The organism is Salirhabdus sp. Marseille-P4669, from assembly GCF_900240405.1.
In the GTDB taxonomy this organism is placed as follows: Bacteria; Bacillota; Bacilli; order Bacillales; family Alkalibacillaceae; genus OEQK01.
This window is the reverse complement of sequence record NZ_OEQK01000001.1, coordinates 81,300-99,397: the sequence shown is the minus strand read 5'-3', so window position 1 is coordinate 99,397 and position 18,098 is coordinate 81,300. Positions and strand designations below refer to the sequence as shown.

Sequence of the window (18,098 nt, the reverse complement as noted above, 5' to 3'; positions counted from 1 at the left end):
CCATCATATTTTTATATTTCAACGAATAATATAGAAAAAACTCGTTTCATTACCGTCTTATTTGGTAATAATATATTTAATAAACTTTATTATTAGGGTGATTTAAATGCCTTTTGAAATTGGAAATCAAATTTTCGTAACAGGTTTACTCCCCTTCCATTCCACATACAAAGATGTTGCTTATAAGGAAGGAACGATAATTTCAATTGATTATTTTAGATCATATCCTATCACAGTTTATATTAATGGTAGGTATATTTCTTTACCTGATGATTGTGTTAAGTTAATATAATAAATCATTATGCAAGAAGCTTAAAGCGATCCTTTATATACTTTATCTCAGTTTCATCAATATAATTTGTAATTATATTGCTAACATGTCCATGCTGAAAGTTTCCTTTGACCTTCCACAAACACTTATGGTTTACACCAGTTAAACAAAAATTACATTTATTAATATCATTATTTTCACATGCGTCCTTTAATTGTTTAATCTTAGATGTTAAATACTTACTAAAAACATGTAGTATCCATTTTCCTTTTGCAATATATTTTAAATCACCATAGGTTATGCCTTTAGATATAGCAAATTCATCTAATTCATTTTTTTTTGCATATATTTTTTCTGATAATATCGGTTTATATCCTTCAGAGAAGATACTCCCTGCTTCATCACTATAACTTACAATACCTGTATATTCTCTTTCACATGAATTCTTAAGTGCTTCTAATGAAAAATAATACAAATCCACAAAATCCCTTTTATAAAGTTCATCCTCAATATAATTAATAGTTTTTACGTCTACACTTCGTTTACTAACATATGTTAGATTTGGAATTAACTCTATTAAGTTCCTTTGTGTTATAAAGTGACTTTCAAATGAATAGAATTTAAGTATTAGTAAACCTAAATAATCAGGTATTTCATTTCTATAAAACCTAGCATCCCTATCTATAATACCCAAAATATATTTTTTATTTTCATCTCTCTCATCAAACTTTTGTTGTAAATCTTTTATACAATTAATTACTCCATCAGAACCTTCATTATAGCCTTCAATATTTTCAACTGCCTCTACAACTGCATCTTTTTCCATGTCAATAATTAATCTTTCATAGAATTGAATATCATCATGTCCTTCCACTATAATTACGGGTGTATCTGCCATTATAGCTTCAGTAATCCATTCTTCTAAATCATGTTTCATACTTTATTTATCCTCAATCTAACCTTACAAGGTAGTTTGTATTTTTTTTAGCTATAGAAGGACTATGAGATGCAACAATTATTTGAGAAGTTGGAGCCAGTCTATGTAACAAAGGCAATATTTCTCTCTGCCATTTAATATTTAGGGATAGTTCGGGTTCGTCAATTATTAAAAATTGTTTACTTGCTCCCTCAATAAGGAACATTGTTAAAAAAGTAAGAAGGTGCCTTTCTCCACTAGATAACTCATTTAAACTATGACTTCCAGATTCTAATTTAATATACACCTCATCGTTTGTAATAACAATTTTCTTATTTTTAGATAAATGACTATTAAAGATATCTTCTAAGGTACTTATTGATTCTAAAATATATTCCTCTTCTTTTAGTTCATGTATCATTCTATACAGTAAATTGGAGAGAAGATCACTTTTAGAACAGTATTCCATTATTTCCTTTAGATCATTATTTTGTAATATGTTTAATAGTTCATTTCTAAGACCATTATCTGCAGCATTTGATAATGCCTCTAATAATTTGTCTTTGTTATTTGATAATTGATTGATAAAATCTCCTTCATTCATTAAGTATTCATAACCCCCACTATTAAATTCGGGGTTTATAGCAAAAGATAATGTGTCAAAAAGAGCTTTCTGAACTCTTTCGGACGAGATCCTTTTAGCTATTGTATATCTCCTGAATATAATCTCTTGAATTGTTTCAATGTTTATATTGTCTACCAATAAATGTTTCTTATCGAATTTTGCAATCTTTCTATCAAATAAATAACTTCTCTTATTTTGAATGTCTTGATTACGTAAATACCTATTCAAATCTCTAGAGAACTCTCTTGCTATCGCACTTTCCTTAAACACATCTCTATAATAATTGCTCCTTGATATAAACCTATAAACATCGTGATCATCTATACCTAGTCTACTAGGTATTCCTCTATTTACGCCAAATAGGATAGAGGAGGTTTCCGAGAGAGAGGAATTATCAAATTCTGACCAATTATATATTGATTTCCCTTCTTCTAGCTCATCACTGTCAAGAAATTCATGCTCAAGTGATATAGTTACAGAGTTACAGATATCTCCTTCAGTAAAATAAATAGTAATATTTTTTACCTTTTCTCTTAATAGCAGCTTCTCATCTTTTGATAATAAACCATGTAGGATTTTAAGGAGTGTTGTTTTGCCGCTACCATTATCTCCATAAATGACAGATATCATTTCGTTTGAAAAATCTAACTTTAATTCCCTTGATGAATCCTTAAATCCATTAATAATAATTTTTTTGAATTTAATCACGTTTAATTCTCCTTTCACCTATATTAACTCATTATAAATATCTTAAATTTTACTCAGGCACAAACACCTTCAATAAATTGAATGTGAACTTAATAAGCCTTTATCTAACACATTAGTTTATAGGTCTTTCTCTAACATACAATAAAATGTTTAACTTTTTGTAAATCGTTTTCTACCTATTATCTCATCATAAGCGTTGCTCCTTATTTTAGCTTCCTCAATAATCTCGGTATCAAATCCCCATTGGTCTCCATAAACTCCAACAAGGTCTTCAAGAGTTAAAAGATTTGGATATTTTAATAATGCGTCGAATATTGCACTAAGAGCATCTTGGCTTTTCACTAAACTAGTACACACATTAATTAGTTCTTTATCATTTACGGATACTATTTGCATAAATCGGGTGGGATTGTATCCTATAGACTTATTATTCTTGACTACTTCTTGAACAGCATTTCTTAAACTATTAACCTCTGGTAATTTTTCCACTTCTATCCCTCCAAACCTTAATCACTTTCTTAATTTTAATATCCCAATCGAATGTCCTCACGGAAACATCCACTTTTCTTCCATACTATGGGCTAGATTTGTTTAATTCTATCTTTTTCGTTTCAAATAAAGAGAGAAATGCACTATTTCTGCCCAACACTACCCTCATATGGTGATTTTCACCAATGTAACCTAATCTTCAATTTTTTTCATTAATTCATAGTAGGATATTATTGAGAAATCTAACTTCTTATACCTAGAAGTAAATAGTTTATTGGTTACCATGTATGGTATCACCTCATAATCCATAGCTTCTAAACCTAAAACAGATATTACTTTAGAAAAGCTATTCCTCATAAAGTCAATTCTTCTCTGAAATTTTTCGTCATCTTTATGTTGGAAAAAGAAGCTTTTTTGCTGCATTTGATCCTCGTAAATTGATCCTACTTTTTGTAGAACTTTGCTTTCAATTATCCATATTTCTCTTTTTGATTGATTAACAGCAAAAACATCATAATCACCTAAGTAATCGGGGAATTCACTTTTAGGATATCTAAATGCTAGTTCAAAATCAGAAAAAACAGGGTGAAACCCCTTTTCTGTAAATGCGTTAGCTATATCCTTCACCATCTCATCTTCATATCTCTTTTTCCACTTTGTTAGTACATCTTTTACACTTTGTAAGCCTATTTCGTAAGGTGGATACCAATCTAGTAATCCACTTCTCCAAGATGTAGCTAATTGTTTAATAACAACTGGAGAAAATATACATTTACTGTCTTGAATTATAATAGGTTTAATATCAAATCTATCTTTACGGTTTTCTCGATCCCAAAATGGTAAAATATCATGATTTGTTCCATTCAAAAATTTTAATTTACTACAATCAAGTGTAATAAAATGTAGAGCATTTTCAACTTTTTCCATATCTTTATGCTCTATTAACAGTTTAAAGAAATCACTTATCAGATCAGCCTTTGGAGCTTCGAAAACATTTGGATATATCTCCTTTACAAATGGCTTTTCTACGACTTCTAGTTGTAGGTACTCAAGTAAAGATATTAATAAGCTCAGTTCTATTCCTGTATCTGCTAAAAAAGCTTTTGAACATTGAATTAGGTACTCTTTGTCTATTTCGTCGTTTTTAATTGTGTAATCATTTTGTCCATACTTTCGCAGGATCATTTCCTCATACTGCAGACTACTATATTGAGACAAAACAGTATCGACCTTGTATTCATTATCAATTTGAATAGATACATCAAGATCCGAGAAATGGCAATTATCGGCATTGTCTTGAAGTACAACTAGCCAATCAGCAAATGCCAATAAATTTTGAAATTCAGCATCATCACAGTCAGACCTGTCGTTCTCTTGACGCTGGACTGCAAGGTTACTCTCTAAAAGATACTGAGCCGTTCTTAGATTTCGCCTATTTTCTTCCCGAATATTTCTTGTTTTCTCCTCAAATTCACTTTGAACTAAAGGATCTAAGTCTTTAAAACTTGAGTATCGTTTGAGATTAATAATTATCCCATGCAATTGAGTAGAATAATAGTTCAAAACTTTGTTGTGTAAGTTTATTTTGTCATATTGTGATATTTGATTCTCAAAAACTTTTACAATTTCTGTCTGCATTTTTCTTATTGCGCGGGTCGCTTTTCTTCCTCTATATTCTCCAGTCTCTACACCTGCTTCAAAACAAACTTTTGCAATTTCTTTCCTTGCTTTTACAAGGCTTTGAGCTTTTATTTGAATATCTGGCGCCATATCAGAATAATAGTAGTCTAGTTTTACTGTAAATACGCCCACTTCTTTTTTTAGTGAAGAGTCATTTTTGACAATCGACTCTAATTTTTCAAAGGAAGACTGCATATATTTTTTCAGAGGAGAAACTAACTCCAAAAAATATGCCGATTCTATACTTTTATCGCTAGCATTCATTATGCTCGACATTAACTTATCTATATTAACTGCATATCTAATAATAATTGTATCTGTTCCGACATAAATGTCACTAAAGACATATTTTTTATCCTTGTCTAAAGTAAATCCAGAATGGTCAACTCCTTTTGCGTAATGCATGGGCATATACATAACTTGCAGTATTCTTCCCTTTAGGAGTGATGACGAGGCAAGTATTTCTCCGTATCTATTAAAAAGACGCTGATTTAAGTCATCAATAGTTCTTAGTGCAGCATGATTATCATGCGTGAAGTCTTCTTTTATAAAAAACTCTACGTTGTGGGCAAGAAAAAGAAAAGTTGATGCTCCAATCCTCTTACCCTCTCCCCCGAAACCTCGACATCCCTTGTGATCAAAATGTGAGTATCCCAAATCCACTTCTTTAACTTTCCAATCAAGTGGGTTAGCAAACATTTCAGATTGTAAATTAAAAGGGTAATTATTCAGGTTGTTTGTAAAGTATTCAAACACGTAATGATCTGCACTTCCATATGATACAGAAATTAGACCGAACTCAATTGCGCCTGATGCAATATGTTGGTGTGCATTTTTCCAAGAAAAAAAGAGATTGCTCTTTCCACCGATGGCCATTATTTGGGCTTCTTCTGTCTGTTCATATTCAATAAAATCTAACAGCTCATTGAAATCTTCCATAAAGCCCAACATATAAAACAAATCAAGAGCAGAACATGAGAAATTTTCTGTAGCATTACCAAATAATGCTCCATGTGCAGATATATCAGTGAGCGGTTCAATCAACAAGATATATACTGGCATTTCGGCTAAAACATCAAATGCATATCCACCTTTTAGCTCTTTTCTGTATATCGTTTCACAGAAACGGAGTTGATTTCTTTCATGCAATGAATTTATTAAATTAATTTCATTGTTAATGCTATCAACATTATTAAAGTCTCCTTTATTTATCGCAACTAACACTCTGTCATTACTGACAGTCATAAATGCTAAATGATTGTCAGTGCATAGTTCCCCTGTGCTTCTATTAAAAACTTTAGGAGCAATAAGTACTCTTGACCTAGTATTATCCGAAAAATTAAAGGAATTTTCTAACAGACTCCTAAATGTCAAGTTGATATGGCGATTGTATTCCTCCGCTGTCGCCAATGAAAGAAGCCTTTTATAAAAATCTACCATTATTGAGGTATTAAAAAGCGGATAGTAATCTCCCTTATATACGAAAAAATGGCGCATTTCAATTGGGCCTTTTTGATGTCCCATTATTTGAGAAGCTTGGTTGGCGTGTTTTATAAATTCCTTTGAATTTAAAAGAGAATTCACAGCAAGCCAATACTGCTCGGAAGGAATTTCAAAAGCTATATCATAATTTTCATTAAATGAAGTGTTACTATCAGCAAGCGAATTAATTATTATACGATTATAATGTAAATTATTTTTAAGGTCAGCTGTCATTTCCGTAACTCTTGCTAATACAGGCATAAAGTGCATAACACCAAACACTTGCTCATGACCGGTACCAAGAATCACCGGAAAAGTCTCACCATCAACATTAATCTTCACTTCGCCAAAATCATTTAATGTCAAATCTTCTCTATATGTGATTGGCAAATAAATAGCAATTTCATCAAAAAACGCTTTAAACTCAGAATATTCCTTAATATCTTGTTTTCCAAACTCTTTAATATTACTCAATGACTGATTTAGCGTTAATGTTTGAGCTAACGCAGAACGATTATCTGCCCATGAATTAATACAGAAAATAGCCCTTGTTACATCTTCAATGGTATATTGAGAAATAACTTTCTCAAGTTTCTTTGAATTATCCTCAATATATTCAAAATCTGACTCAGAATTTTCAATTGGTATAGTATTTACATTGGAGATATTACGACCAGACTTATTAATACAACACTTTTTATATTTATTTCCACTTCCGCAAGGGCACAGATCATTCCTACCTACTTTTACCATTTTAATCTCCTAAACCATTAAAAATTTTTAATTAGTCTTCTTTGCAACCATTACAACTTCCGCGTTTATATTCCTTATAATTTTCTTCATAAAAGGATTGTGCCTCTTGAAGATCTTTAAAATAAAGCCAGCCACCATCACGAAGTAGACCATTAACTTTTTTGTACTTTGAATCTGTTGTAGCAATAAAAACACAGTTGTCTCCATGAAACGTAATCCTTTTTGTCGGGTGATCAACATTCATCCACATAATTTCACCTTCCTCACAGAGAGCTTTTTTGATTACCTCTATGCCTCTTCATTCTTGGATTATCATAAGCAATCTTAATTAACTTTTGTAACTCGTTCACATCCTGTATGTAAGCAAAAGGAATATTGATTTGGTTTATATACAGTTCCCGCTTTGGCTTTTCATACTGAACACTAAATTCATCTTTTCGTGTTAAGAGGTTATCTCTAATTTCAGGTGGAAAATGCAGTAATAGTGCATTACCATTTTCTGTCGTGATCGTAGCAAACTTTATAAAACCTTTCTTTGCAATCGAAATACATTTTCTAAGGGAAACAATTTCTATATCATCAAAATTCCCATCTATATAGTAGTAGATTTTGTATGCCATTTTTCGGTGGTATTCATCTTTCATAAGAGGAAAAATATCTTCTACTGATTTATATTCCATAGTCTTAACTCCTCAACAATAGATTAGTAGAGTAAATCCTTAAACTTATCCAGTATTAACTTCTTTCTTTCCGCTAAAAATTGTTCATAGTTTTCTATTTTCCATAGGTTTTTGTCTTTCGGAATTAAATGCATTTCCAAGTAACCATCTGTTTTACCTTGAAACCAGTTTTCTGGAAGAGTGTCACTTTTGCCACCAGAACCATTTTCTTGTTGTGTTAATAACATACAATTAGCAATTTGGTCACGATCTTCAGATTTATATTTTAAGACCTTTCTTCCTGTTTCAGGGTTTACTTTCTTTACTGTCTTTAAAGCACTTTGAGGGAAGATATGGTCAACTTGCGGTTGATTATTAACGAACGCCGGGTGATATGAAAAATCCTTGTACCATAAATTAAATATGAGATGAATATTCTTCGAGCCATAAGAAAGATCGAGAATTGTATCGTCATCAATTTGTAAGTTTCTTCCGCTTCTACGTATAGCATCAAATAACTCATCTACTTTGAAATCCTGCGCCTTTCTTACAGTGTCAATACAACGGTCAATAACCGTATCTGGACTTCCACTAAACGCACCTGTTAGTAGAGTTCTTAGAATATACTCATCTAGCATCTTCACATTTGCCCACTTGTTTTTAAAATGATATCTGAAATATATCACCGGTATTAACCCAAGATATGATGTTAAAGCTTTGTCGGATCTTAAATAAGTCTTGCCATATAAGAAATCCTTCACATCTTTTATAGCATTTGCAATGTCATCCCACTTATTTGAAATATCTTCTCTCGTCGTTTCATCCCTGAATTTTGATACGTTATAAGCTGCCCCTTTATCAAGTAAAGCAAGACATGTCTTTAGTACAAAATCACGATTAAACTTATATCCCGTGTTATTGAGATCCTCCAACAATTCCTCCATTTTTTCATCGGATTCTGACCAACTAGCAGAGAGAAGTGAAAATAAAAGGTCTGATTTACCTAGAACTGTTCCCCCAGAATTGGCTCTTATAAAAATTTCAACAACATCATCTTCAGTATATGCTTCTTGATTGTCTACACTATCTAACTCTTGGTAAACTAAGGTTTCTTCCGATGTAAAGATTCTAATTATCTTAGAAACATTTCTTCTAATGCGCTTTTCTTGCTCCCTAGTAAGATCCATATTGCTATTATCTATGAGTCTTTCACTGATTTCATCGTATTCTTCATTACTAAATACGATATCTTTGAACTTTATCCAAGGGAATTTAACCTTGTCCTTTTCCATAAACTTGAATCGGTATCTAATATCATCAGGTTGTGTTAAATCACCACTTAAAATATCCAAATATAATTCTTTACCCTCGTAACTACCTTTCAAGCCAATGAACAAACTTTGTAATCGTTGTTGACCATCTAGTACTAACATCTTTATTCTTGAATCCTCTAATACGTAAAAATCCGACAACTTCTGTTTCTTTTTATAGTTTTGGATGAATTCCCGACGTTTGATACTGCTCTTAGTCTTCCAAACAAGCAACGTACTAATAGGATATTCCCTAAGAATTGAATCAAATAGACGCTCTGTTTGCTCCTCTTTCCAGACAAATGGTCTTTGAATATTCGGCAGCCAGAAGCCCCCATCCTTTTCCTCATTATTTAAATACCCTACCATCCTACGAATAGTTTCTCTTTGATTTTTCATTAACTCTCACCCCGAACGTTTATTGTTTATAAATTAATATTTCATCTCTCATTGCTCTCTCTTGTACAATTTCATCATTATGCACAACATAAATATAAACCTTATCTAAAATATCCTGTAAATCCTCTAAATGATCTTCTGATGGCAAGTAATCTTCTCTATCCGTTACAATAATAAATCTAGGTTCACCATTGAATCGCTCACTATAAAAGTCGACTAAAGCGAATGTATTAAAGGTTTTGAAATTACCTCTTCCGTTACTCTGTTCGTATTTTTCTACAATATCCTTGTAATCTATTGAAAACAGTCTATTTAACTGATGATTTGGAGTTAATTCAAGCTGCATTAGTAATTTAGGTGGCTCCATTCCAATGTTTCTTTGTCGTTCAATCATCATGAGGCGTTCGTCACGTCTAATTTCAGTATCAGTTAAATTAGCATTCATTTGATTGATTAACGCGCTGTTTTTATTATCCATATTCTCTTGTTCGTATATAAACCGCTTATCTAATATGTCATCAATTTGTTTCTTAAACGTTTTTTGAAGATAATCTGCAACCTTGTCTAGCTGCTGCTCCCGTTGTTTCTTAACCTGATTCCGTAGCTCAATAGTTGCTTTCACGGCATCACGTTGAATGTCTGGATACGTTTTATTTTCAAATTGCATGACTGCACCAGTAAATTGCCGAAATAACCAATAGGAATCCATTAGCATTACTTCTCCATTTTCACGCTTAGCTAAAAATAGAAGATCCTTTGCTAATTCAGCACCTGTCCCATCTGTAATAATGATTGAATACACATTTACGGACAAAGGCTCTAAAACTGGATATGATATTGAAAACCTCTTAAATGAATGTTCTTCCGCTCCCTTTTTGCTTAAAAACATTCCTAGTTTAACTAATTGATGATCGCTATCTAGTCGAGTAACTTCTGCCGTTTCATACTCTGTATATCCTGTAAATCTAATGGTGTCCCTCAACTGCTCAATCCCAAAATGATATTTCCGACTTATCTCCCTAATATACTTAGGGAATCTATCAATCCTGTGCACTTTATTTTCAAACGAATCATATATTCGAATATTATTCTTTTGAAAAATGTGCTCTACGAAAGGGACATAAACCCGCTGTGGTAGCCTTTTAATTAATAGGTCGTGTTGTTCGCGCCTCATAGTAGGCAGGTCGAAAGCCTGTTCAGCAATTCTTTCTTCTTCAAAAAATTTAAGCAATCTTTGATGCTCTTCGGACATACTTTTATCCATTTTTGCAATGATGTCATCTAAATTTTCCCTATTAAGAATTGCTGATTCCATTAAATTAGCTAGATTACCATACTCATCGTCAAGGATTTCACCAATAAAATCATAAACAAGGTCAGATCCTAGATCTTCTCTCATTCTGTCCATCTTTTCTAATAGACGTATCATTACATCCCCTTCACGGGTATTAGCTGCAACTAAGTTGAAAATTGCAACCTCATTCTTCTGACCGATTCGATGAATACGCCCCATTCTTTGCTCTAATTTATTGGGGTTCCACGGTATATCATAATTTATCATCTGATTACAAAATTGAAGATTTATAGACTCTCCTCCGGCATCCGTAGCAAGCATCACTTGACTTTCATTTCTAAAAAGCTCAACCTGTCTTCTTCTCTCATCCATTGAGTACTTCCCAATAATTTTTGCGATCACAGGAATGCGTGCCTTTAATCGTCGCTCCAAATAATTCAGAGTATCGGTAGATTCAGTAAAGAGTAAAATTTTTTCACCTTTTTCTAGTAAACCGTTTGTTCCAAAAAGAGTTCTTTCTAATTCGTCATACTTACGCTCCATCATATTTAAACGTAGATAACTTGTCTGCTGAAGCAGCTTTTCTAACTCATTTATTTCAATTTTTAGTTCTTCTGTATCAATTAAATCTACTGCCTGTTCAAGTGAAGCTTCTAATCGCTGCTGTTCTTCGAAACCTTCATCATCAAAATCATCTATCTCTAACTTTTGTAGTTTTTTAACTAGTTTTTTCCGCTCTTGCTCGGTTTCTTTTAATAAACTTTCCAGGCGTTCTTTTCTTCGTTGTAACGAGAGATGGATAGCTTCAGTTGAAGAAGATAGCCGTCTTTGCAATAACATCATGGCGAAAGCTGTACTGTTATTCCCGTTACTCATTGCACGATTGAAATGATTACGTACATACTCTGTAACAGCTTCATAGAGGGCTAACTCTTTTTCGGATAGATCGAATTGAAGCGTTTTCGTTACTCGCTTCGGGAAAAGTGGTGTACCATCAAAGTTTGTTAAATTCTCTTTTAATCTCCGAATAATAAAAGGATTGGACTTTTCTTTCAATGATTCATTTACTGTGACACTTGAAAAAATATCAGAATCAACTAATCTCATGAGATGTCGAAAATTTTCAACATCCCCTTTATGAGGAGTAGCCGTTAAAAGAACACAATGCTGTGCTTTACGTAAAATTGACTCTCCCAAGTGATAAAGCTTCGTTTTACTCGTTTTTTTCTTAATGGTTCCATGAGTATATGCAGCCATCTTATGAGCCTCATCAACTATAACTAGATCAAAATCCGCTTCTTGCACCAAGCCTTTAACGTCTTCCCGAGCTGCCCAATAAATTGAAGCCAAACATAAGTCATGTTCTATAAATGGATTTTTGCCACCATATTGCCGAACTACTGAACGATTAATGATAAAAAATTGTTCATTAAATTTTTCATGTAGTTCTTCCTGCCATTGTTTAAGAACTAGAGGTGGTACTAAGATTAAAATACGTTTTACGCTCTCCCTAGCAGACAACTCTTTAATAAGCATACCTGACATAATGGTTTTTCCTGCACCTGGATCATCCGCTAATAGAAAACGAACTTGCGGGACTTGAAGCATCTTACTATAAACAGCCTCAATCTGGTGTGGTAAAGGCATTAAGTTTTTATTTCCTAATGCTCTTCCTTTCGAATACCTCTCTTCAACTTGAAATGTATAATATTGAAGGAGATGCTGAATATCAGTAGGCTCAACCTCATCATTTTCATCACGTTCACCTTTAACCTTAGTTAAGGATAACAATTCATGACGTTCTAGCATTCGTTCATAATATGTATGTGAATCCCGACCAGTTGCTGCTACAGAAAAATATTCATCTCCGAACGACTCTACTTGCTTAATTTCTACTGTTTCTGGAAAATGCGAACCATTTACAATATCTCCAACCTTAATCATATAATCACCTTTAGTATTATTTTCTTATAATTATACAGAAAATTTCCATTTCCTTCTCTCATTTTACCGAAAAAATGACCTATTACTCAAAATATGTAATAGGTCAATTTCACTTTATCATTTATTTAAGACTTATCATCCGCATATTGACACCTTGTCGAATAATTTCAAAACGATTCTTATCCAATTCATCTGTCGTAATATCATAGCGAAACGGAAATAGAAGTGGGTGGTCTTTAAATTCCTCAATTGGTAATGAGGTAACTTGTAAAACCCGAATTAATACTTCAGCTGTCCACTGTTTTAATTGGTCTGATCTTATGACAGTTCGATTGGATGGCAATGCCTGTAAATTCCTTTTTTCTGATACAACAGCTTCCCAAGAACGTAGACTAGTCATTGTTGCACTTGTAGACACTTCAACTCTTCTTCTATCCCCATACAAAGCTTTGATCTTTCTTGATAACTGCTCTGAAGGAACTTCATCTTGTATTTTAAACAGTAAACCAAGTTCCTTTACCAAATCTGTAAAAAAGGGATACGCCAGCAATGTCATTCCCCAATGCAATACTTTACGCTCCTCCTGCGTCACTTCGTCAAACAAACGTAAAGCTTCCCTTTGTAAATGTAGATTCTGATCCTCGACTAGATACCATATCTTAAAAAGGATAGTTCTTGCATTTAATCGTGATTTCTGACCAGCAATATCAGCAGTTAAAAATTCCTCAACTTTCTCATACAATTCTTGACGAGATACTGTTCGTGGAATTTCTCTTGCTATAAAATCTAATTGATGAAGAAGGATTTTTTGATCAAATCCAACTGCTTTTTTCATTTTGAATCCATCCTTATTTGCGTTTGTCTATTTTAATAAATGGTACAACCACTTCTTCTAACGTGATACCACCATGACTTACAATATGTTCATTCTTAGTTACAAACGCTTCTCTTGCTTCTGCCAGTAAATAGTAATGTTCTTTGGATAAAGCATCATTGGGCCATTTAATAGTTGTATATAGACTTGCAGCTTCATCCCGAAACATTTGGTCTCTATATATTCTAACACGTTCACCCTTCGTTTCAACCAATGATCCTTGTCTTGGTCTACCAATCCCAATACTTTCTGTATTCCCATGATCAGAGGTAATATATACTGCATACCCTTCCTCTACCAGCTTAAGAATGAGTTGTTGTAAATAGCCTGATTTCAACCATACATCAATTTCAGCGTACATTCCTTCTAACCCTTGAATTGCACCGTGTGTAAGAGCATCAATATTCCGTAAAATTATTGAAGCTTTTTTTGTATTTGTTTTTTGTAGTGCAGCAATTTGACTTATATCAAATTCTCCTTGAGCCAAGTGATTTTCAAAAGTAATGTGCATATCAGCAATCGATTCTCGTTTCCAGAATTGCCTCCAAGCCTTTTCTTCAGAAATTGAAGATTGAAGTCTAGGGATATTCGAGTGAAAAATAGAACGTCTACTAATTTCAGTTATAGTTGGAACCCAAGCAAAGACACCATTTTCTTCAGACACAAAGGAAACATCCAGAGCCTGCTTTATTTGCTTCCATTGAACAAAACTCATACCATCCAAAACTATTATTACTTGTTTTCGTTCTTCTTGAAATTGCATATACGGGAGAACATGATGAACCATAGCCGGTCGGATATAAGGCGAAAAACTTGCTAGTGTTTGATAGTTCAACAGCATCCAATCTTGAAATAATTGATTTATTTTCTCATCAAATTCATTTACAATCTGTTCACCGACTCCGTACTGGATTTGCAGCATTTTCATTTGACCATAAAGACCTGCTACCTCAATCCAATCTTTATGTTGAATCTTTCCTTCCTCCAAAAACAATTCAATTTTTTCACCTAGATGATGAATATCTTTTAATGGCTGATAAGACTTTTGCTTCACACCATGTTCCGCCCAAACTGGAATATTGCGTTCCTTATCAATTTCTATAGGAAGGAGCTTTCCTTCAATGAAATAATGCTGGATCATTCTACGCATTGATTCATATGAAAACAGATGATCTTTATGATAGGTTGACGTAGTACCTTCTTGTATGGATATATCTTGATTAATATTTTTTTTCACATATTCATCCCAATGATTCTGCAAAAATTCCATAAATTTATTTTTAAAGTATGCTAATGGAAATAGATCCTGAAATTGTACTGATTTTGAAGATATATGTTCTATTATAAAATCAATTAGTACATTCGGTATTGATAATCGGTGGTCATGTAATTGTATCAAGAAAGAAAGCCATTCCACCTCATTTTCAATCGTGTCAAAGGAAAGCTTATACACCCTCCTTAATAGAAATTCCATTGTTTCTGAATCGGTGAGAGGACTTTGTAAAGAATCTGAAACCTTATATACCCCATCAAGTACATCATGATCAAGCTGATGTAATATTGGTAATGATAGATTTGGAAAAGCAATGTGAAGAGTTAACTCAATCGGCTCCTGGTTATTAAGCATGTCGAAAGGGAAGGTGAACGACCCTTCCCCCACATACTTATAAATCCATTTACCGCTAGAATACTCCAACTGCCCTTCATAATGAATTCTTAATTCGGCACGATCCTTAAATGAAAATACATTTACCTCATTTTGTTGTAGGTATGATAAGAGTTCCTCATCAGATAAAATGTCATCCCGATCGTACACAAAAAGAAGTTTATGTTGTTGAAAAGGAATTTGTGATATTAATTTTTGTCGCCAACCATTCATTTCCTCCACAACTCCTCTACATTCCTATGCGGATTTGCGCTTGATCAAAATACATCAGTAATTTATCATCTTCTTGAATTACTTTTTCAGGTAATCGTTCTCCTACTTTTACAATTGTCTCGAAGTCTTTTTCGCTCCAGGCCTTTTTAAATCCAGTACGAATTGCTTCTGTACGGAACTGTTTTAGTTTCTTTTTGTTACCTTCAATTTCAGTTTTATAGCTTTCAAACTCACGTAACAATGACTTTTCACGTAATTTTTCTAAATCCGCTTGTTTATTTGGATCAGGAACATACCAACGATTCTTCCCTTTTTCCTTTAACCTTGAATCTGATTTTTCCAAATTACGTAAATCCTTATAATTAGAGCTTAAATAACCATGGATCTGGCTTGGAACATCTTCATTACCATCGTACATTAGGAAGTTCTGTTCTAATAGATCATCTAGTTCAGGTAATAATTCATGTTTTGCAATATGTTGAATCTCTCTCATAAAGTTAGGATGAAGATCTTGCCTAGTTTGAGGTTTATTCATCAATTGTTGACGAATCCATTCGATAGCACTGTTCTCATCCGAAACAAATAAACTTAATTGAGAAAACTCTTTTACAAGTGTTCTTTTCTTATCATATTCGGCAACTTGACTCTCAAGGAACACCATTCCATCCCTCATTGGAAACCTTTGACTAATTTTAGATTGAAATTCAGCGGATGAAATAGGTACTGGAAGTCCATTTTGAACGTGATAAGCTATCATTCTGTCGAATAAGATACGTGGTGTTCGTTCAGTAATAATTGCGGTTTTTCCTTTTCCACCTAAAAAAACTGGTAGTTTTTCTAAGTGTTGGTTTATAAATTCCCAAGCTGAATCTTCAGTATTTATGACCTCTTTTATCTTTTTGATACTCTCATTAGTAGGTTTATATGCTGTAATTACTAGATCTTGCTTTACTGCAGTAGTTGAAGTTACCGCCATAAAACTACCTTGTTTTTTATCTAAAGCAGAAACATTAGCTATAACAAAGCCAACGCGCTCAATAGCTTCCCGAATTGCGTTCCAAACCGAAGATTGAGAGTTACTAAATTCTACTGTCATCCATCTTCCCGGTTTTAAAAGTCTATAAAATTGACTAAAGCACTCTTCCATAAGCCTTTGATAATCAGGTAAAGCCTTTCTCTGAACTGTATTTATTATCGCTTCTGAATTATTATTTGAGAAGACTCTTAGCCACGCTTCCCAATAAAAATTAAGTTCGGAATACATTATATTGGCACCAAAGGGAGGATCAGTAAAAATATAATCTATTGAATTTTCGTCAATATTTGTTAAAGAAGTTGATGACTGTGTTGATATAGCTCTATTTGTTTTCTTAAAATTTACATTTGATATATCAGCTAATTTCCTTTTTAACTGGTTAAATGCGTTGTTTTCCTGTGGAGTTGAACATATGTAGTATGTTCCTGTCATAATACCTCCTTTTCCACTAGCTCTCCAACGATACATCCAAGTTAAATTAGGTATAGAGGCTGTAATAAAGAATAGAGCCTCATTTATCCCTATCGTCTTTTTTATCTTTTCAATTACTTTGCTTATAATAATATTATTCCTTCTGGACATTAAGTGGTGAATGTGCGTAAAACCATGACTATTAATAGGTTGTTCAGTATTATAACCTTCAGGTAATTTCTCAATTGGGATAAAACTATCTATTTTCATATCCCTGACTTTCTCCAATAGTTCCATATCTTGCTTGTCAGGTATTTTTTCAAACCTCGATGTTCCTACTGAATAATTTATCAAGACAGGTACTATTTCTGCTTGATTGATTGTGTAACCTAAATCAACATCATAAAATGTATTGAATTTCCTTTGTAAACTTCTTTTACTTAGTTGCGAATTACAATTTGGGCATAGAAACTCACTTTTTACCTTCTTATTCTCTAAATCTACAGCAATATCCCAATATTTCAATTCACTCGAACAGGTAGGACAAGAAAATACATCGCTCCATACTATATAATTAATTTTACCTTTAGTGTTTTTTTTATCTAAAAGTTTATTATTCAGTGTATGATTAGTTTCAAATAGCCAACCATATTCTTCTTCGACCTCACTAATTATACTTAATAGTTTTCCGTGTAATTTACTAAAATCAAATCCAGCATTAAAACAGTTAGTAATGAAGGTTGCAGCAGGGGCTAAATCATTTAAAATTACGTTTCTTTCACCCACTTTAGAAACCTTGTTTCCTTCCATATCTTGAATAGTCCCATCGTTTAGTACCTGAAACCCAAGGCTACTAATTTCTTCTTTTTTACCACAATGGTTAGCAGCTACACCTGTCATTCCGGTTCCAGAAAAACCATCCAAAATTATATCATTAGGTTTTGTATAATGAAGAATGTACCTCATTACAGCCTTATGTGGAACTTTAGTATGATAACTATGCGCCATATAGATAGGGTCATTTTTTCCTTCACTTACATCACTTGCAAAAGGTTCAACCTTGTATTTTTCATCCGTTGTTATATTCTCGGACTTAAAGTTCCATTCCCTAATAATCTCATTAAGCCAAGGATTAGGGCAAACTGTATAAAAAGGCGGATCAGAAAGTCCGATAATATCTTCATCTGATCCAATTGGAAATCCTTCAAGTTTTTTTAATTCAGGTAATTTTTTCCGTAATTCTTCCCGAAAATGTTCTCTTCGTTCATCATCATTATTAAAAGTGAGACCCAGACATGTAACTGGGCCTTTTGTTGCTTCTTCTTCGAACAAGGTTGCTTGTTCAACTTTTTCAGACATGGTTTACCT

General features: G+C 33.1%; 11 protein-coding genes. All 11 read right to left on the bottom strand.

Annotated features, from left to right (window positions below):
• Positions 1 to 299 precede the first annotated feature (299 nt).
• Positions 300 to 1,208, bottom strand: a complete 909-nt coding sequence (locus C1A05_RS00450) for a DUF4435 domain-containing protein (RefSeq protein ID WP_102026208.1) — start codon at positions 1,206 to 1,208, stop codon at positions 300 to 302.
• A 13-nt stretch (positions 1,209 to 1,221) separates the two neighbouring features.
• Complete coding sequence (locus C1A05_RS00445; protein ID WP_159461946.1) at positions 1,222 to 2,520, bottom strand: AAA family ATPase; 1,299 nt, start codon at positions 2,518 to 2,520, stop codon at positions 1,222 to 1,224.
• A gap of 150 nt (positions 2,521 to 2,670) precedes the next feature.
• Positions 2,671 to 3,009, bottom strand: coding sequence for a hypothetical protein (locus C1A05_RS00440; protein ID WP_102026206.1), 339 nt, complete (start codon positions 3,007 to 3,009; stop codon positions 2,671 to 2,673).
• A 192-nt stretch (positions 3,010 to 3,201) separates the two neighbouring features.
• Positions 3,202 to 6,924 (bottom strand): YecA family protein, encoded by a 3,723-nt coding sequence (locus C1A05_RS18220; RefSeq protein WP_234998232.1) that lies wholly within the window; start codon positions 6,922 to 6,924, stop codon positions 3,202 to 3,204.
• A 31-nt stretch (positions 6,925 to 6,955) separates the two neighbouring features.
• Positions 6,956 to 7,174: a hypothetical protein gene (locus C1A05_RS00430; RefSeq protein ID WP_102026205.1), complete on the bottom strand. Its 219-nt coding sequence runs from the start codon at positions 7,172 to 7,174 to the stop codon at positions 6,956 to 6,958.
• A gap of 13 nt (positions 7,175 to 7,187) precedes the next feature.
• Positions 7,188 to 7,604 carry a hypothetical protein gene (locus tag C1A05_RS00425; RefSeq protein WP_102026204.1) on the bottom strand — a complete coding sequence of 139 codons (417 nt, stop codon included), beginning with the start codon at positions 7,602 to 7,604 and terminating at the stop codon, positions 7,188 to 7,190.
• A gap of 23 nt (positions 7,605 to 7,627) precedes the next feature.
• On the bottom strand, positions 7,628 to 9,292 hold the full coding sequence (locus C1A05_RS00420) for a GmrSD restriction endonuclease domain-containing protein (RefSeq protein WP_102026203.1): 1,665 nt from the start codon (positions 9,290 to 9,292) through the stop codon (positions 7,628 to 7,630).
• Between the two features lie 19 nt (positions 9,293 to 9,311).
• Entirely contained in the window at positions 9,312 to 12,530 is a 3,219-nt protein-coding gene (locus tag C1A05_RS00415; protein ID WP_102026202.1) for a DEAD/DEAH box helicase, read from the bottom strand.
• 121 nt (positions 12,531 to 12,651) lie between these two features.
• Positions 12,652 to 13,365, bottom strand: a complete 714-nt coding sequence (locus C1A05_RS00410) for a hypothetical protein (RefSeq protein WP_102026201.1) — start codon at positions 13,363 to 13,365, stop codon at positions 12,652 to 12,654.
• Positions 13,366 to 13,378: 13 nt separating this feature from the next.
• Positions 13,379 to 15,283, bottom strand: coding sequence for a BREX-3 system phosphatase PglZ (gene pglZ, locus C1A05_RS00405; protein ID WP_102026200.1), 1,905 nt, complete (start codon positions 15,281 to 15,283; stop codon positions 13,379 to 13,381).
• A 16-nt stretch (positions 15,284 to 15,299) separates the two neighbouring features.
• Complete coding sequence (locus C1A05_RS00400; protein ID WP_102026199.1) at positions 15,300 to 18,089, bottom strand: DNA methyltransferase; 2,790 nt, start codon at positions 18,087 to 18,089, stop codon at positions 15,300 to 15,302.
• Positions 18,090 to 18,098 lie beyond the last annotated feature (9 nt).